Origin of the sequence: Pseudotabrizicola sediminis (genome assembly GCF_004745575.1) — a bacterium.
GTDB classification, from domain to species: Bacteria; Pseudomonadota; Alphaproteobacteria; order Rhodobacterales; family Rhodobacteraceae; genus Pseudotabrizicola; species Pseudotabrizicola sediminis.
This window is the reverse complement of sequence record NZ_RPEM01000003.1, coordinates 287,116-304,984: the sequence shown is the minus strand read 5'-3', so window position 1 is coordinate 304,984 and position 17,869 is coordinate 287,116. Positions and strand designations below refer to the sequence as shown.

At 63.3% G+C, this 17,869-nt stretch carries 16 protein-coding genes and 1 riboswitch; of the genes, 15 read left to right on the top strand and 1 reads right to left on the bottom strand.

Going from position 1 to position 17,869, the window contains the following annotated elements:
* Window positions 1-12 precede the first annotated feature (12 nt).
* The 6 genes from EEB11_RS06320 (at window position 13) to EEB11_RS06295 (ending at window position 5,656) form a co-directional block, all read left to right on the top strand.
* Window positions 13-1,086 (top strand): Hint domain-containing protein, encoded by a 1,074-nt coding sequence (locus EEB11_RS06320; protein ID WP_135429567.1) that lies wholly within the window; start codon window positions 13-15, stop codon window positions 1,084-1,086.
* Between the two features lie 233 nt (window positions 1,087-1,319).
* Window positions 1,320-1,940 (top strand): 30S ribosomal protein S4, encoded by a 621-nt coding sequence (gene rpsD / locus EEB11_RS06315; protein ID WP_135429566.1) that lies wholly within the window; start codon window positions 1,320-1,322, stop codon window positions 1,938-1,940.
* Window positions 1,941-2,105: 165 nt separating this feature from the next.
* Entirely contained in the window at window positions 2,106-2,642 is a 537-nt protein-coding gene (locus tag EEB11_RS06310; RefSeq protein ID WP_135429565.1) for a TIGR00645 family protein, read from the top strand.
* An 88-nt stretch (window positions 2,643-2,730) separates the two neighbouring features.
* A complete protein-coding gene (gene hisC / locus EEB11_RS06305; protein WP_135429564.1) occupies window positions 2,731-3,816 on the top strand; it encodes a histidinol-phosphate transaminase in 1,086 nt (361 codons plus the stop codon).
* Window positions 3,813-4,748: a prephenate/arogenate dehydrogenase family protein gene (locus EEB11_RS06300; RefSeq protein ID WP_135429563.1), complete on the top strand. Its 936-nt coding sequence runs from the start codon at window positions 3,813-3,815 to the stop codon at window positions 4,746-4,748. The genes hisC and EEB11_RS06300 overlap by 4 nt, the downstream gene beginning before the upstream one ends.
* Window positions 4,748-5,656, top strand: coding sequence for an extensin-like domain-containing protein (locus EEB11_RS06295; protein ID WP_135429562.1), 909 nt, complete (start codon window positions 4,748-4,750; stop codon window positions 5,654-5,656). Before EEB11_RS06300 ends, EEB11_RS06295 begins: the two co-directional genes overlap by 1 nt.
* A 6-nt stretch (window positions 5,657-5,662) precedes the next feature.
* Here the strand turns inward: EEB11_RS06295 and EEB11_RS06290 are convergent, their stop codons facing one another.
* Window positions 5,663-6,643 carry a DUF2125 domain-containing protein gene (locus EEB11_RS06290; protein WP_167852672.1) on the bottom strand — a complete coding sequence of 327 codons (981 nt, stop codon included), beginning with the start codon at window positions 6,641-6,643 and terminating at the stop codon, window positions 5,663-5,665.
* Window positions 6,644-6,719: 76 nt separating this feature from the next.
* Here EEB11_RS06290 and EEB11_RS06285 point away from each other — a divergent pair, with 76 nt between their 5' ends.
* The 9 genes from EEB11_RS06285 to EEB11_RS06245 all read left to right on the top strand — a co-directional run bounded on the left by EEB11_RS06285 (window position 6,720) and on the right by EEB11_RS06245 (window position 17,842).
* A complete protein-coding gene (locus tag EEB11_RS06285) occupies window positions 6,720-7,244 on the top strand; it encodes a gamma-glutamylcyclotransferase (protein WP_167852681.1) in 525 nt (174 codons plus the stop codon).
* A gap of 194 nt (window positions 7,245-7,438) precedes the next feature.
* On the top strand, window positions 7,439-8,548 hold the full coding sequence (locus EEB11_RS06280; protein WP_245298789.1) for a biopolymer transporter ExbB: 1,110 nt from the start codon (window positions 7,439-7,441) through the stop codon (window positions 8,546-8,548).
* Between the two features lie 3 nt (window positions 8,549-8,551).
* Window positions 8,552-10,165: a peptidoglycan -binding protein gene (locus EEB11_RS06275; RefSeq protein WP_135429559.1), complete on the top strand. Its 1,614-nt coding sequence runs from the start codon at window positions 8,552-8,554 to the stop codon at window positions 10,163-10,165.
* Window positions 10,166-10,258: 93 nt separating this feature from the next.
* Window positions 10,259-11,641, top strand: a complete 1,383-nt coding sequence (locus tag EEB11_RS06270; RefSeq protein WP_135429558.1) for an MATE family efflux transporter — start codon at window positions 10,259-10,261, stop codon at window positions 11,639-11,641.
* An 85-nt stretch (window positions 11,642-11,726) separates the two neighbouring features.
* Window positions 11,727-11,832, top strand: a riboswitch (glycine riboswitch).
* 175 nt (window positions 11,833-12,007) lie between these two features.
* Window positions 12,008-13,144 carry a glycine cleavage system aminomethyltransferase GcvT gene (gene gcvT / locus EEB11_RS06265; protein ID WP_135429557.1) on the top strand — a complete coding sequence of 379 codons (1,137 nt, stop codon included), beginning with the start codon at window positions 12,008-12,010 and terminating at the stop codon, window positions 13,142-13,144.
* A 9-nt stretch (window positions 13,145-13,153) separates the two neighbouring features.
* The gene (gene gcvH, locus EEB11_RS06260; protein ID WP_100197238.1) at window positions 13,154-13,513 is read left to right on the top strand and encodes a glycine cleavage system protein GcvH; all 360 of its coding nucleotides are present in this window, start codon (window positions 13,154-13,156) and stop codon (window positions 13,511-13,513) included.
* A gap of 74 nt (window positions 13,514-13,587) precedes the next feature.
* Window positions 13,588-16,428 carry an aminomethyl-transferring glycine dehydrogenase gene (gene gcvP / locus EEB11_RS06255; protein WP_135429556.1) on the top strand — a complete coding sequence of 947 codons (2,841 nt, stop codon included), beginning with the start codon at window positions 13,588-13,590 and terminating at the stop codon, window positions 16,426-16,428.
* Between the two features lie 170 nt (window positions 16,429-16,598).
* The gene (locus EEB11_RS06250) at window positions 16,599-16,916 is read left to right on the top strand and encodes a DUF3775 domain-containing protein (protein WP_135429555.1); all 318 of its coding nucleotides are present in this window, start codon (window positions 16,599-16,601) and stop codon (window positions 16,914-16,916) included.
* A gap of 140 nt (window positions 16,917-17,056) precedes the next feature.
* Entirely contained in the window at window positions 17,057-17,842 is a 786-nt protein-coding gene (locus EEB11_RS06245) for a hypothetical protein (protein WP_135429554.1), read from the top strand.
* Window positions 17,843-17,869: the final 27 nt, after the last annotated feature.

Genomic DNA, 17,869 nt, shown 5'->3' with positions numbered 1-17,869 from the left:
ATAGGGACAGGCATGGGAACGGGCTCCAGAGGCACGTTCGTAATCTCCTGGTCACAGACAGAAATTGACGGCTTGGGCACCGCCCCGCTGGACAGTCTTGCCGTTGGTGCCTCGTGGCGCTGGTTCGGTCAGCCTGTCTGCGTGGATGGTCAGGGCGGGATGCTTTTGTTGGAGGGGGCCGAGGGGAGTGCGGACATTCGCAGGCGGGCTGCGAAAATGGTGCGGCGCCTGATCGGCGTCGCCGTGACGGGCGATACGGTCGGCACGGGTGCGGTGAAAGAGGATGAGGATGAGGCGCCCGATCAGGGGTTCATCGTCACCGATGGCCATCAAAGCTGGTCGGTGACGGTTCTGCCGGTGCCCGACACTGGCGCGCGGCTGCTGATGTTCGTCGGCGATCTGCCGCCGCCGGGGCAGGATCTGTGGGTGGTGCGCACCGCGATCGACCGGACCCACTCGGGTGCGGGGGCACGGGTGGCGGGCGGGGTGATTTGCTTCACGCCCGACACCCGCATTGCCACGCCGGGCGGGACACGGCTGATTCAGGATCTGCGCCCCGGCGACCGCATCCTGACCAAGGACAATGGCCCACAAGATATCCTGTGGACCGGCAGCCGCCGGATGAGCGGCGCGCGGCTCTACGCCATGCCGCATCTGCGCCCCGTGCGGTTCCGCTCCGGCGCGCTGGGGCTTGACCGGCCTGACGGCGATCTGGTGGTGTCGCCCCAGCACCGGATGGTGCTGAACGGGCCTGCGGCGCGGGCGCTGTTCAATGCGCACGAGGTGCTGGTCAAGGCCGAGGATCTGATGAACGATGTCACGATCTGCATTGATCATGGGCTGCGCGAGGTGAGGTATATCCACATCCTGCTGGACCGGCACAACATTGTCTGGGCCAACGGCATGGAGACTGAGAGTTTCCACCCATCAAACACCGCGCTCGATACCATCGACCCGGACCAGCGCCGGGCGTTGATGGCGGTTTTGCCAGAGATTGCGGTGAACCCCGCCAGCTATGGTGACTATGCCCGGCGTAACCTGTCATCTTCAGAGGTGGCGATCCTGCGGCATGACACGGCGGCCTAGGTGCCTCGCGCCAAGGTTGCAGGGGGGCTGTCTGCTCCCCTCCTTCCAAGGATATTTGGGAACTGATGAGGGGCTGCTGTTGACACTGTGGTTCTGCCGCGTATAAGCGCGCTCTGTCCCGGTGGATATCCTCCGGGGCTTTTCATTGGTGTTGGTGGACCCCGCAAGGGGATGCCTGTCGGACCTTCGGGTCAAAGGACAACGCCCTTCATATCGAACGAAGGAGATCAGCCGTGACCAAACGCACGTCTGCCAAGTACAAAATTGACCGCCGCATGGGCGAGAATATCTGGGGTCGCGCCAAATCGCCGGTCAACAAGCGCGAATATGGCCCGGGCCAGCACGGTCAGCGCCGCAAGAACAAACTGTCGGATTTCGGCACCCAGCTGCGCGCCAAGCAAAAGCTGAAGGGTTACTACGGTGACCTGACCGAAAAGCAGTTCCGCAAGATCTATGGCGAAGCAGAACGCGTGCGCGGCGATACCGGTGAGATGCTGATCGGTCTGCTGGAGCGTCGTCTGGATGCCGTGGTCTACCGCGCCAAGCTGGTGCCAACGATCTTTGCCGCCCGTCAGTTCGTAAACCACGGCCACGTGCAGGTGAACGGCAAGCGGGTGAACATCGCGTCCTATCGCGTGTCCGAAGGCGACGTGATCTCGGTCCGTGAAAAGTCGCGCCAGCTGGCGATCATTCTGGAAGCCGTGCAGTCGTCCGAGCGTGACGTGCCCGACTATCTGGAAGTGGACCACAACAAACTGGTGGCAACCTTCGTGCGCACCCCGGGTCTGGGCGATGTGCCGTATCCGGTCGTGATGGAACCGAACCTGGTCGTGGAATACTACGCAAAGAACTGATCTGTCGCGCAGATTAGCAGAATTTTTACAAGGGGCTGTCCGTTCGGGCGGCCCTTTTTGCTTTGCACAGACCTGGGGTGCCGGGGCCATTGTGCCGGGTCTATGCTTGACGCCTGACCTGCGCTATCGAAGCAGGGAAATCTCAGTGAGGATCCGGTAGGCAACATGGACCGCAAGACATTGGAAGGACGTTTCGAGGCAGGATTGTTTGCCAGCCGCTGGCTGATGGCACCGATGTATCTGGGCCTTGTGGTCAGCCTTGGCATGCTGATGGTCATTTTCCTGCGCGATCTGGCCTATTATGTGCCGCAGGTGATGAGCATGACGGCGGAAGAGGTCATTCTGGTCTGTCTGACGCTGATCGACCTGACGCTGGCGGCCAATCTGCTGTTGATTGTCATCTTTTCCGGTTACGAAAATTTCGTGTCGAAGTTCGATTTCGATGCCGGTCAGGACCGTCCCGACTGGATGGGAAAAGTCGATTTCGGTGGGCTCAAGATGAAGCTGGTGGCCAGCATCGTGGCAATTTCCGGCATTCATCTGCTCAAGCGTTTCATGGAAATCGGGGAATCGGTGGCAGCTGCCAAATTTGGCGAGACCGAGTTGTTCTGGCTGGTGGTGATCCATCTGACCTTTGTGGTCTCGGGTGTGCTGTTGGCGGTGATGGATTGGCTGCAGGCCAAATCCTACGCCAGCAAATAGGGATGGTCTGCCCCGTCCTGCGTCCCATAATCGCACTGGTCTAACCGCCCCTTGCCCGCTAGAACCCGCTGGTGAGTTGGAGGCCACCATGCACGACACCATTCGACCGCAGCCCGGCATACTGGACATTGCGCTTTACGAAGGCGGCAAGGCGCATCTTCCGGGCATGTCCAATGCGCTGAAGCTGTCGTCCAATGAAAACCCCTTTGGCCCCGGCGACCGGGCGAAAGAGGTGTTTGGCAAAACGGTTCACACGTTGCACCGCTATCCGGGCACAGATCACGCCGCCCTGCGGCAGGCGATCGGCGACGTGCACGGGCTGGACCCGGAGCAGATCATCTGCGGCGTTGGCTCGGATGAGATCATCACCTTCCTGTGCCAGGCCTATGCCGGGCCCAAGGATGAGGTGGTGTTCACCGAGCACGGCTTTCTGATGTACCGCATTTCGGCGCTGTCGGTCGGGGCCACCCCGGTGGAAGTGCCCGAGCGCGAGCGCATGGCCGATGTCGATGCCATCCTGCGCGCCTGCAACAAGCGCACCAAGCTGGTGTTCATCGCCAACCCCAACAACCCGACCGGCACCATGATCTCGCCCGCCGAGATGGAGCGGCTGGCGGCGGGGCTTCCGCCGCAGGCCATTCTGGTGATCGACGGGGCCTATGCCGAATATGTTGATGGCTATGACGGCGGGTCGGGTCTGGCCGGTGCGCGCGAAAACGTGTTCATGACGCGGACCTTCTCCAAGATCTACGGACTTGGCGGGCTGCGCATCGGCTGGGGCTATGGGCCAAAGCACATCATTGATGTGCTCAACCGCATCCGCGGGCCTTTCAACCTGTCGACGACCCAGCTGGAAGTGGCCGAGGCGGCAATGCGCGATCAGGAATGGGTCAACAAGTGCCGGTCGGAAAATGCGCGGATGCGGCACTGGCTGGCCGAAGCTTTGGCCGAGGTGGGTGTGCCATCCGATACCAGCATGGCGAATTTTGTGCTGGCCCGTTTTGCCAGTGTCGACGAGGCTGAGGCCTGCGATACGTTCCTGCAGTCGCAGGGGCTGATCGTGCGGCGGGTGGCCAGCTACAAGCTGCCGCAATGCCTGCGCATCACCGTGGGCGACGAGGCGGGTTGCCGCCGCATTGCGCATGCGGTGGGGCAGTTCAAGGGGCTGAAATGACGGTGCTGTACCAGCGGGTCGCGCTGATCGGGCTGGGGCTGATCGCATCGTCCATGGCGCATGCGATGCGGCAATACGGGCTGGCGGAACAGATTGTGGGCCACGCCAAATCTGCCGAGACCCGGGACATCGCCCTGCAGATCGGGTTGTGCGACGCTGTTTATACCACGGCCGCCGAGGCAGTGCAGGGTGCGGATCTGGTGGTGCTTTGTGTGCCGGTCGGCGTGATGGGCGATATTGGTGCCGAAATCGGGCCGCATCTGGCCCCCGGGGCCACGGTCACCGATGTGGGGTCGGTCAAGGGCGCGGTGGTCGAGGCTGTGGCCCCCCACATGCCCGGCGGCGTTCATTTCATTCCCGGCCACCCGATCGCGGGCACCGAACATTCCGGCCCGCGCTCCGGCTTTGCCACGTTGTTCCAGAACCGCTGGTGGCTGCTGACCCCGCTGGACGGCGCGGACCGCGCGGCGGTGGCCCGGTTGCGCGCCTTGTGCGAAGGCATGGGGGCCAATGTTGATGAGATGGACGTGGCCCACCACGACCTTGTGCTGGCCGTGACCAGCCATACGCCGCACCTGATTGCCTATACCATGGTCGGCGTGGCCGAACACATGCGGCGGGTGTCGAATTCGGAAGTCATCAAATACTCGGCGGGCGGCTTCCGCGACCTGACCCGGATTGCTGCCAGCGATCCGGTGATGTGGCGAGACGTGTTCCTGACCAACAAGGATGCGGTGCTGGATATTCTTGGTCGCTTCACCGAAGAGCTGTTCACCCTACAGCGCGCCATCCGCATGGGGGATGGTGAGCATCTTCACGCCTATTTCACCCGCACCCGCGCCATCAGGCGTGGCATTATCGAAGCAGGGCAGGATACTGCGGCTCCAGATTTCGGACGGGTTCCGCAGGGCGGAGAAAAGGGCAAAGGCTGATGCGACAGGCGGTGATGGCGGCGGTGATGGCTTTGGTCGCGACAGGCGTCGCCCTTGCCGACGCGCCCGGCACCTCACCGCGCCCGCTGGCCCGGCCCGGAATGGTGGCTGTGACCGATGCGCAAACGATCAGGGTGACGGCTCAGACAGCGGCACGCCCGGCCATGGCGCGGTCCTTGCGGCCCATGCCGAGACCTGCAGGACTTGGAACAGAGTTTGTTGCGGCGGTTCCGGTTGCGGCGGTTGCGCCTCAGACGGTTGCCACTGCGGTAGCGGTGCCGCCGGAACGGATAGGGTTGTTCGGCCTGCTGCGCCCGTCAAAGCGGCCCGATGGGCTGGGACGACAGCAACAGGTCGCGGCGAGGGTAGCACCGCTGGCTCCGGGCAAGCAGGGCGTGGTGTCCCGCAAGGGCGCGGTCTGTGGCGATCCGTCGATCAAGGGTGAGGCGCTTGCTCCCATAGCCTCGCGTGTGCAGGGATGCGGCATTGCCGACCCGGTTCGGATCACCAGCGTGGCGGGGGTGCGGCTTAGCCAGGCGGCGACGGTAGATTGCGACACCGCCCGCGCCCTGAAGACATGGATCGAACGGGGAGTCGAGCCGGCCTATGGCAAGGGCCGCGTCGTGCAGTTGCAGGTTGCCGGGCATTACGTCTGCCGCACCCGCAACCATCGTGCCGGGGCCAAGGTCAGCGAACACGGCCGGGGCCGGGCCATCGACATTTCCGGTTTTACCTTTTCGAACGGCAAGACCCAGCCAGTGCTGCGGAACTTTGATAGCAAAATGCGCAAAGCCCACAAGGCGGCCTGCGGGATATTTACCACAACGCTTGGCCCCGGGTCGGATGGCATGCACGAAGACCATCTGCATTTTGACACCGCGCAGCGCGGCAGCACGTACTGCCGTTAGCCAACGTCAATTCAGCCGGGGGGCCGGCCCCAGCGGCAGCGGGCCCAGCAGCATCTGACCTGCCGCAAAGATCAGCGGCATTTCCAGCACCTCAGGGTCGCCCGAACTGCCCGCCACCGCTTGCATCATGTTGGTCAGGGTCGGCGCGAATTCTGGCGTGATCAGCCCCATGCTGGTGGCCAGCACAACCAGATTGCGCCAACCGGTGGCGCGCAGCGCGATCCGGCCCTCAGGCAACCCGTTGATTACCTGCAGGTCGCCCTTCGCCGACAGCGACAGATCGCCCCATGTCAGCACAGCCTCGCGCAGCGACAGCGCGGTCAGGCCGGGCCGGGACCCGGCGGCAAAACGGTCGAGCGGGGCCGATAGGGTGGCATTCGCATCAATCCGGGCAAAGGCAATCTGCGGAGGCAGATCCGGCATGCGGGCGGCAAGCGCGGGGTCTGGCGACAGGCCCAACACTTCCAGCCCGATGTCATAGGCATTGGTCTGGCTGGGATCGCTGCGGGTGGCAAAGCGCAGCGTGTCGGCCGCAAGCATCCAGCCAAGGCTGGACGAGGCACGGATGGCATCGCCCACAAAGGTCGTGCGGTCCAGTGTCAATGCGCTGCTGGGCGACACCACCACACTGGCCTGCAGCTTTTCCGACTGCAAAGTGATGTCTTCGGCCGGGGTGCGGATCACCTGTTCTGGCGCAAAGGCGGCGATCACATGCCAGGGGCGGTAGCTGAGCGAGAAGACCTGCACAAACGGTGCCTCCCAGCGGATCTCGCTGCGCTGATCCGTCACGCGCGGCTCGGTCAGTGTCAGGTCAAACCGGTTGGGAAAGCCCGCCACGCGGTAACCCGTTTGCGACACCGTCAGCCCGTTGCCGGGGGCGGCCAAGACAAACGCCTCGAAGCCGCGTTCGACGGTGGATTTGCCGACAAACCAGTAACCTGACCACAGCACGACCAACGCGGTAGCGATCCAAAGCAATGCGCGCATCATCGGCCCTTTTCATTCATCAAAAGCTGTTGTTTAGAGGCAGGATGCAGGGAGGGCCAGTCACTTGACCGAGACAATGTGGGTCTTTGGCTATGGATCGCTGATCTGGAACCCGGAATTTCCGGTGGCAGAGACGCGCATCGCCCGGGTACAGGGGTGGCGGCGGTCATTCTGCATGCGGTCGATCCATCATCGCGGCAGTGAAGCCGACCCCGGGCTGGTTCTGGCGCTGGATGCCGCAGCTGGGCATCATTGCGACGGAGTCACCTTCCGCGTAACCTCGGGGGCCGAAGCGGACACGCTGGCCCTGTTGCGCGAGCGCGAGCTGATATCGTCGGCCTATCTGGAAACACAGGTGCAGGCAGATTGGCCGGAGGGCGGGCGCTGCACGGCGCTGGTCTATGTGATCGATCCTGACCACTGGCAATATTGCGGCGGCATCGCGTTGGAGGATCAGGCGCAGATCATCGCACGTGCTGCGGGTGGGCGTGGGCCGAACCGCGATTACCTGTGGTCGACAGCCGCACATCTGGCTGAGCTTGGGATTTCCGACCCGGAACTGGAATGGCTGGCAGGCCGGGTCCGTGCGCTGATTGGTTAAAGACACCCTAAAAACACGGAGAATTTCTTTGGCACCAAGGCTTTCGTGGCGTAACCTATGCCCATAGGGCAGAACAAACGGGCGGGCAGCGTCTGATGCAACAGACCAAAGCCGGGGAAAGAACCGGAGATCGCCGCGCTGTGCGAGAGCGCAGGGTTGCGACATTTACTCAGCCGATTCAGCAGATTGTGACAATGCTGGTGATCATCGGTCTGGTGGCAGCGGGCGCATGGCTGATCCATGGACAGGTGGCCGAGGTGTTCCGGTCGAACCTGTGGCTGAACGGTTTTATCGCCTTTATCTTTGTGCTGGGTGTGTTCACCTGCTTCTGGCAGGTGCTGATCCTGATCCAGTCGGTCAGCTGGATCGAGGACTTTGTCCGCCACGGCCCGGCGGCCGAAACCCACCGGGCACCGCGCTTGCTGGCACCGCTGGCATCCTTGTTGCGCGCGCGCGGGCAGCAGATGCAAATCTCCTCTTCCAGCTCGCGGTCCATCCTTGAATCGGTGGCCACGCGGATAGACGAGGCGCGCGATATCACGCGCTATCTGACCAACCTGTTGATCTTTCTGGGCCTTCTGGGCACGTTTTATGGGCTGGCGACATCCGTTCCGGCGATCGTGGAAACCATCCGGTCCCTATCGCCCCAGCCGGGCGAGGATGGCACGGCGGTGTTTGCCAAGCTGATGGGGGGCTTGGAAGCACAGCTTGGCGGCATGGGCACGGCGTTTTCATCCTCGCTGCTGGGGTTGGCCGGGTCGCTGGTGGTGGGTTTGCTTGAACTGTTCGCGGGCCACGGCCAGAACCGCTTTTACCGCGAGTTGGAAGAGTGGCTGTCGTCGATCACCCGTCTGGGCTATTCCAGCGGCGAGGCAGATGGCGACGCTGACGGCGGCGCTGTGGCCTTGGTACTGGACCAGCTGGTCAGCCAGATGGAAGGCCTGCAGGGGCTTCAGGCGCAATCGGATGCCAGCCGCGATGCCTTTGACCAGCGTGTCGCCGATCTGTCGCTGGCCATTGGTGCGCTGACGCAGCGGATGGGGGAAGACACTGGTCAGACGGCGGCGCTGGAACGCATCGCCGAAGGGCAGGAGCGGCTGATCACGGCGCTGACCGGGGCCGAGGGTGGCACACAATCCGACGCCGAAACCCGGATGCGGCTGCGGTCGATTGACGTGCAGATGCTGCGCATTCTAGAAGAAATATCCGCCGGGCGGCAAGAAAGCGTGGCCGATCTGCGCGGCGAGATTTCGGCACTGACGGCGGCGGTCCGGCAATTGTCACGCACGGGTGTGGGGCGGTAAGCCATGGGCCTGTCGCGGCGGCGGGACGCGTCGATCATCTGGCCGGGTTTCGTCGATGCCGTTACCACGCTGGTGATGGTGCTGATGTTTGTTCTGACGATCTTTACCGTCATGCAGTCGGTGCTGCAGGAAACCATCAGCACGCAGGATGGTGAGCTGAATTCGTTGACCGATCAGATCGCCGCCTTGGCCGATGCGCTGGGGCTGGAGCGGGTGCGGGTCGGTGACCTGCAGACCGAGGTGGGCACCCTGCGGTCTGACCTTGCCGCAAGCGAGGCTGAAGGCGCGCGGCAGGCGGCGCTTGTGGCCGGGCTGACGGGGCGGCTGGCGATGGCCGAGGCGGATTTGCAGACGGCGCAGGCGCGCGTGGCAAGTTTCGAAGCGCAGGTCGCAACCCTGCTGGCGGAACGGGATGCTGCGCGCGGGCAGGTGGCAGACCTGAAGGTGAGCAACGAGGAAGTGGAAGCCGCGCGCGCCACCCTTCTGACTGAACGTGACGCGCTGCAACTGGCCTTGGCGCGGGCGCGGGAAGAGGTTGATGCAGAGGCCGAAGCGGCGCGCCTTGCCGCTGCCCAGCGTGAGGCACTGGAAGCGCTGGTTGCCGATCTGCGGTCCAAGGTGACCGAAGATGCGGCGGCGCTGACAGCCGCGCAGACCGCTGTTTCCGAGGCCGAAGCCGCGCGGCTGGTGGATGCTGCTGCGCTGGAGGCATTGCGGGCGCGGATGGAAGGGTCGAATGAGGCGATGGCCGCGATGACTTTGGCGCTGGAAGAACAGCGCAAGCGGGCCGAGGAAACCCTGCTGCTGCTTGCCGCCGCGCAGACCAAGGCGGCGCAGGCGGCGCAGACTGTGGATCAGCGCGCGGCGGCCTTGGCGGCGGCAGAGCGGGCGCTGACCGAACAAGAGGCCGCGACGATTGCCGAAGCGCAGCGCGTGGCCCTGCTGAACGAACAGCTTGCGGCCTTGCGTGGCCAGTTGGGCAGTTTGCAGGCGGTGCTGAATGAAGCGCAGGAGAAAGACGCTTCCGCACAGGTGCAGCTTGATGCGCTGGGGACACAGCTCAATGCAGCCCTGGCGCAGGTGGCTTCCGAACAACGCCGCCGCGCCGCGTTGGAAGAAGCGGAACGCCTGCGACTGGAGGCGGAAAACGCCGATCTTGAACGCTTCCGCAGCGAATTTTTCGGCCAACTGAGCCGCCTGCTTGCCGGGCGCGAAGGCGTTCGGGTGGTGGGCGACCGGTTTGTGTTTTCCAGCGAGGTGCTGTTTCAGGCCGGCGCCGCCGATCTGGCCCCCGAAGGCCGCGCGCAGATTGCGGGGGTGGTCGAAATCCTCAACGAGGTGCGGGCCGAGATTCCGGATGGGATCGACTGGATCATCCGTGTTGATGGCCACACCGACAACGTGCCGCTGTCCGGGTTTGGGGCCTTTGCCGACAACTGGGAGCTGAGCCAGGCGCGCGCACTGTCGGTGGTGCGCTTCATGCAGGACGGGCTGGGCTTCCCGCCTGACAGGCTTGCCGCAACCGGGTTCGGAGAGTACCGCCCGGTGGTGATGGGCGACACGGAATCCGCCCGGCAGCAAAACCGGCGGATCGAGCTGAAGCTGACGGAACGCTAGGCGCAAAGGGCGTGGTTGATGCTGGCCCCGGGGACAATGCCCCCGGACCCCAGACTATTTAAGTACAGAGGAATAAATAAGAACGGTGCGGGAATGAGCGGCGGTGTAGGTGCGGCGGTCGGGACAGCAGGGGCGGCACCACGGTTTGTAACCGGCAATCTGATGCGGCATGTGGTGGTCATGTCGCTGACCTCTTCTGTCGGGCTGATGGCAATTTTCAGCGTCGATCTGATCAATATCCTGTACATCTCGTGGCTACAGGACCCGGTGGCCACCGCCGCCGTGGGCTATGCCGGGGCGGTCCTGTTCTTTACCACCAGTTTCGGCATCGGCATCTCCATCGCGGTCTCGGCGGTGGTGGCGCGGGCGCTGGGGCAGCGTGATGTGATGCTGGCGCGGCGGCGGGCGACCAACGGGCTGATGTTGGGGCTGGGGCTGGGGATCGGGTTTACCGCCGTGGTCTGGGTGCTGTTGGGGCCGATTGTGGGCCTGCTCGGGGCCACGGGCCCGACCGCCGAGGCGACCGTGCACTACCTGAGCCTGTCGATGCTGGGGCAGCCCTTTCTGATGCTTGGCATCACCGGGGCAGGTGTCCTGCGCAGCCATGGCGATGCCCGGAGGGCGATGATGGTGACGGTCTGGGGCGCTGTGGTGCTGGCCATTGCCGACCCGATCCTGATCTTCGGCTTTGGCTGGGGCCTGCCGGGTGCGGCGTGGGCTGCCAACCTGTCGCGGCTGGTGATTGCCGGCATGGCAATTTGGCCGCTGTGGCGGCGCCATGGCGGGTTCACCCGGGTGACCGCTGCCGGTCTGGCCGAGGACATCCGGGCCATGGCGGGCATTGCCGGATCGGCCGTGCTGACGCAGGTGGCAACCCCTGTAGGGCAGGCCTTTGTCACCCGGATGATCGCCCCTTATGGCGAGGCGGCGGTGGCGGGCATGGCAATCACCGGGCGGCTGACGCCGGTGGCGCTTGGGGTGATCTTTGCGCTTGCCGGTGCCGTCGGGCCGATTGTCGGTCAGAACGCCGGGGCGGGGCGGATGGACCGGGTGCGGCGCACTGTCTGGGATTCGGTGATCTTTACGGCCGTGGTGATCAGTCTGGTCACGCTGGTGCTGTTTGGCTTGCGCGGGCCGACTGCCGATCTGTTCCATGCCGAAGGGGTGACCCGGGATCTGGTCTTCCTGTTCTGCGGGCCGCTGGCCCTGCTGTTCTTTTTCAACGGGTTGCTGTTCATCTCGAATGCCGCCTGCAACAACCTTGGCCGTCCCTTCCTGTCGACCCTGCTGAACTGGGGCCGCCATACGCTTGGCACCATCCCCTTTGCCTTGTGGTTTGCCGGGGTCTGGGGGGCCGAAGGCGTGCTGATCGGGCAGGCCGCCGGTGGGGTGATCTTTGGCATCGTCTCGCTTTTGCTGGTGTTCCGGGTGATCGACCAGCACGGCAACACCACCGGCGATCCGCACAGGGCTTAGGCGGCATATCGGTCGTATTTGCTACTCGACAGGTCGTTTCCGTTTTCCCCCTTGCCAGCGGGCGCGGGGCCGCGCTAGATCAATCTTGTCAGGTTCGGGAGAATCCGGGTGCCGCGCGCAAGCAGGGCCTCCGGTGCCGAAGGAGCAACCGCCCCGGTAAACTCTCAGGCGCAAGGGACCGTTCTTGGCACCGGAACTCTGGAGAGTGGCTGGCCCTGTGATGGGGCGGCCCGCCGAAGGGATAATGATCTCAGGCGCTCGCCGGCTGAAAGGCCCGGGCAAGGACAGAGGGGGCATCGCAGGACAGGGATCAGTCTGTCCGAACGGTGCCGGAATGTCTTGTCCGGCGGAAGAAAAGGGGGCGGAATGACCGACCTTGCACAGTCTGACTTGAAACGGCTTGTCCTGCACGATCTGCATGTGTCGCTGGGCGGCAAGATGGTGCCCTTTGCTGGCTATGACATGCCGGTGCAATATCCCGCCGGAGTGATGACCGAACATCTGCACACGCGGGCCGCCGCCGGGCTGTTCGATGTGAGCCACATGGGACAGGTGATCCTGCGTCCACATGGGGACATGGCCGCGCTGGTCGCCGCGTTCGAGGCGCTGATGCCGGTCGATGTGGCCGGGTTGGCCGAAGGCCGCCAGCGTTATGGCCTGTTCACCAATGAGACGGGGGGCATTCTGGATGATCTGATGTTCGCCAACCGGGGCGACCATCTGTTTGTTGTGGTCAACGCCGCCTGCAAAGAGGCCGATGTCGCCCACATGACCGCCCATCTCTCCGCCGTGGCAGAGGTCGAGCACATCACCGACCGCGCGCTGCTGGCGCTGCAAGGGCCAATGGCCGAAGCCGCCCTTGCCGCATGGGTGCCGGGCGTGGCCGAGATGCGCTTCATGGATGTGCGGGTGTTTGACACCGGCTTTGGCCCGATGTGGGTCAGCCGGTCGGGCTATACCGGCGAAGACGGGTTCGAGATTTCGGTGCCCGAGTCGGGCGCGATGGACCTCGCCCGCGCGCTGCTGTCCACCGAAGGCGTCATGCCCATCGGCCTTGGCGCACGCGATTCTCTGCGGCTGGAGGCGGGGCTGTGCCTCTATGGCCATGACATCGACACCACCACCTCGCCAGTAGAGGCCGGGCTGACCTGGGCGATCCAGAAGGTGCGCCGCACCGGCGGGGCCCGCGCCGGCGACTTTCCCGGGGCTGCCCGCATCCTGCGCGAGATGGACCATGGCCCCGAACGCCTGCGCGTCGGCCTGTCCCCGCAAACCCGCGCGCCCATGCGCGAAGGTACACAGCTCTTCGACCCCGACGGCACGCCTTTGGGTGAGGTCACCTCCGGCGGCTTTGGCCCTTCGGTTCAGGCACCCATCGCCATGGGGTATGTCGCGGCCAGCCACGCCACTCCCGGCACGGCGCTGGAAGGCGAGGTGCGCGGCAAGCGCATGGCCGTCACCGTCACCCCGCTTCCTTTCCACCCCACCACCTACAAACGCTGAGGCTTTGCGATGAAATATACCAAGGAACACGAATGGATGCGCGTTGAGGGCGATCTGGTCGTCGTCGGCATCACCGAACATGCCGCCACCCAGTTGGGCGATGTGGTGTTCGTGGAACTGCCCGAAACCGAAACCATGGTGGCCGAGGGCGATGAGGTCTGCGTGATCGAAAGCGTCAAGGCCGCGTCGGATATTCTGGCCCCGCTAGATGGTGAAATTGTCGAGGTGAACACCAAGCTGGTCGATAAACCCGCGCTGGTGAACGAAGACCCGACCGGCGAGGCGTGGTTCTTCAAGATGAAGATCGACGATCTGGCTGCCCTTGATGACTACATGGATGAAGACGAATACGCCGATTTCATCGGCTGACCCTTCCCCGCTTTGATAACAGACGGTGGGCGCTATCCCGCGCCCGCCCGCGCGCTGATATTCGCAGGCAAGCCATGACCTATACCCCCGTCGCCTATGACCCCTATGATTTCGCCAACCGCCGCCACATAGGCCCGTCGCCCGCCGAGATGGAGGCGATGCTGAAAGCGGTCGGTGTGCCCACGCTGGACGCGCTGATCGACGAGACGGTGCCGAAGTCGATCCGGCAGAACACGCCCTTGTCATGGGCTCCGCTGGCCGAACACGAGCTGCTGGACAAGATGCGCGCCGTGGGCAAACGCAACACGGTGATGACCAGCCTGATCGGGCAGGGGTATTACGGCACGGTGACGCCGCCCGCGATTCAGCGCAACATTCTGGAAAATCCGGCGTGGTATACTGCCTATACCCCCTATCAGCCCGAAATCGCTCAGGGGCGCCTTGAGGCTTTGCTGAATTATCAGACCATGGTGGCCGATCTGACCGGCCTGCCGGTGGCCAACGCGTCCCTGCTGGACGAGGCGACGGCGGCGGCCGAGGCGATGACGATGGCCGAACGCAGCGCCAAATCCAAGGCGCGCGGCTTTTTCGTTGACCGAAACTGCCACCCGCAGACCATCGGCGTGATCAAGACCCGGGCAGAACCGCTGGGGATCGAGGTGATCATCGGCGATCCGGCCAAGCTGGACCCCTCGGCCGTTTTCGCCGCGATCTTCCAGTATCCCGGCACCTATGGCCATGTGACCGACTTCACCGACCAGATCGCTGCCCTGCATGGTGCTAAGGCGCTTGCTATCGTGGCGACCGACCTTCTGGCCTTGTGCATGCTGAAAGAACCGGGCGCGATGGGGGCGGATATTGCCGTCGGATCGGCGCAGCGCTTTGGCGTGCCGATGGGCTATGGCGGGCCGCATGCCGCCTTCATGTCCTGCCGCGATGATCTGAAACGGTCGATGCCGGGGCGCATCGTGGGCGTGTCCATCGACAGCCATGGCAACAAGGCCTATCGCCTGTCGCTGCAGACCCGCGAGCAGCATATCCGCCGCGAAAAGGCCACGTCGAACGTCTGCACCGCGCAGGCGCTGCTGGCGGTGATGGCGTCGATGTATGCCGTGTTTCACGGTCCGCTTGGCCTGCGCGCCATTGCGGAACGCGTACATTTCCTGACCAACCGTCTGGCCCGCGCGCTCAAAGCCGCCGGGGCAAAGGTTTCCCCCGCCGCGTTCTTCGACACCATCACGGTCGAGGTTGGCGTGGGCCAGACCGGCATCCTGGCCGCCGCCCGGCACGAAGGGCTGAATTTCCGCAAGATCGGCACAGATCGGGTGGGCATCGCTTTGGACGAAACCACCGACGAACGGGTTCTGCAACGCATCCTGCGCGCCTTTGGGATCGAGGGCGTGCCGCCCCACCGGGCGCAGCTGGGCTTCCCCGAAGCGATGGCGCGCACGACAGAATTTATGACCCATCCGGTGTTCCACATGAACCGGGCGGAGTCGGAAATGATGCGCTACATGCGCCGCCTGTCCGACCGCGATCTGGCGCTGGACCGGGCGATGATCCCGCTGGGGTCGTGTACGATGAAGCTGAACGCGGCGGCCGAGATGATGCCGATCACCTGGCCGGAGTTCGGCAGCCTTCATCCGTTTGCCCCGGCAGATCAGGCACTTGGCTACAAGGAAGCCATCGACGATCTGTCGGCCAAGCTGTGCGAGATCACCGGCTATGACGCCATGTCCATGCAGCCCAATTCGGGCGCGCAGGGCGAATATGCGGGGCTGTTGACCATTCAGGCCTATCACCGCGCGCGCGGTGATGCGCAGCGTAAGGTCTGCCTGATTCCCACCTCGGCGCATGGCACCAACCCGGCATCGGCCCAGATGGTGGGGATGGAGGTGGTGGTGGTGAAAACCGCGCCCAACGGCGACATTGATGTGGAAGATTTCCGCGCCAAGGCCGCTGCCGCAGGCGACCGTCTGGCCGCCTGCATGATCACCTATCCCTCTACCCATGGTGTGTTTGAAGAAACCGTGCGCGAAGTGTGCCAGATCACCCATGATCACGGGGGTCAGGTCTATATCGACGGCGCGAACATGAATGCGCTGGTCGGACTGGTCAAGCCCGGCAAGATCGGCGGCGATGTCAGCCACCTGAACCTGCACAAGACCTTTGCCATCCCGCATGGTGGCGGCGGGCCGGGCATGGGGCCGATCGGGGTGGGCGCGCATCTGGCACCCTACTTGCCCGGCCATGTCGAGACCGGGGGCGAGGAAGGCCCGGTGTCGGCAGCACCTTATGGCTCTGCCTCTATCCTGCTGATTTCATGGGCATATTGCCTGATGATGGGCGGCGAGGGGCTGACGCAGGCGACCCGCGTGGCAATTTTGAACGCGAACTATATCGCGGCGCGGGTGGCGGGGGCCTACCCCATCTTGTTCATGGGCAACAAGGGGCGGGTGGCGCATGAATGCATCCTTGACACCCGCCCCTTTGCCGAGGTGGGCGTCACCGTCGATGATATCGCCAAGCGGTTGATTGACAACGGTTTTCATGCGCCCACGATGAGCTGGCCGGTGTCGGGCACGTTGATGGTGGAACCCACCGAGAGCGAGACCAAGGCCGAGATTGACCGCTTCATCACAGCGCTTCTGGCGATCCGCGAGGAAATTCGCGCGGTGGAAAACGGGGAAATATCCTGCGAAGACAGCCCCTTGCGCCACGCACCCCATACGGTCAACGACCTTGTGGCGGACTGGGACCGCAAATACAGCCGCGAGGCCGGGTGCTTTCCGCCGGGGGCGTTCCGGGTGGACAAATACTGGCCGCCGGTGGGCCGGGTCGACAATGTCTATGGCGACCGCAACCTGATCTGCACCTGCCCGCCGGTGGAAAGCTACGCCGAAGCGGCAGAGTGAACAGCATATGATGCGCGTATGGCCCGGGTATGGCTGACGTATGGCAAACAGCATGACGCGGGTGCCTGACTGACAGGTGCCCGCGACACCCGGTTTTCCTGCCGGCAGGTGTTGCCTGACCTTGCACATGGTGCCACATCGGCGCAGCATGGGCCACAGGGGGAACCGCCATGTTGCAGATCAGCGCGTCCAAAGTTGTTCAGATCATTTTTCAGCACCGCGAAGGCCCGGTCGCCGCGGCCGAGTTGCACGCCTTCATCGAAAACCTGAACGAGGATGAAAAGGCCCACCTGACCGCCCTTGCCTGGGTCGGGCGCGGCGCGTTCGAGCCGGAGGATTTCGCCGAGGCGCTGACCACCGCCTATACCCAGGCCACCACCCCCACGGCCAGCTACCTGACCGGCATGCCGCATCTGGCCGAGAACCTTGAGGCTGGGCTGGAAGCCATGGGGGTCGATGTGACGGGTGAGGAGGAAGATCTGCTGTGAGGGGGTTGTTCGGGGCAATATGATAATAAACGAGACTCAACAACATCCTGAGATATAGTATGTCATCAATTTTGACTCAGACTACGGGCCCGGATGGAAAGACCGGTCTTCATGTTGACCTAGCCATTTTCGAGGCCCCGATGAAGGAGGCCCTGCGCCGCGTGACCGTCTTTCTTGGCTATGCTTTCCACACCTCGGAGGTCGCTCCTCTAAAGTCCGTGAGGCTAAATGGGCCTATAATTCTGGACGTCGGTGTGCCAGACTCGGTCCCACCTGCTGATCGAAAGCGCTATCAAACTGAATTCACGCAGTGGGCAATCGGTCAAGGGCTGATGGAAATCGATCAGAGCTATCATCGTTACGTCGTATCTGCGCTCGATACACTCACCGATCTTGAGAGTTTTCTTCGAGACAAGACCCTAAGAGACCATCGAAAGCCCAATCGCGCGAACACATGGAACGTTCACGAACAGTTCTACGCAAAGGTTGGCCAGCAGTCGGCCAAGCATGAGGATGAGTCCGGTTACTTGCGTAGTTTGGGCAATGCGCGAAACTGTCTCGCGCACGACAGTGGCACGGTTACTAGACGGGGAATGGTTGATGGCAGATCAACAATGGCAGTTCGTTGGCCCGGTCGCGACATGGTAAAAATTGATCAAAATGGTCGCCGCTCGGTTCTTCCACTAGATCGCAGTTTAAAAACTCGTCAAGAAGATATTGGATCGCAGCTAAGTGTCGAGGAAGTAGTTCGAAAGCGTGATTACGCGGAGGGGGATCGTATTAAGTTCTCTCAGACAGATTTGTCAGAGATCATCTTTTTCTATCAAATTCTTGCTATGAAAATAGGTGGTGAAATGCATCGCATCGTTGGTGAGAAGATGGAAGAAGCCCGGGCTACAGCCGCTCTGTTAGATCATCTCGAGTGACCGCTAAGAACTCAAGGCGACCAGACT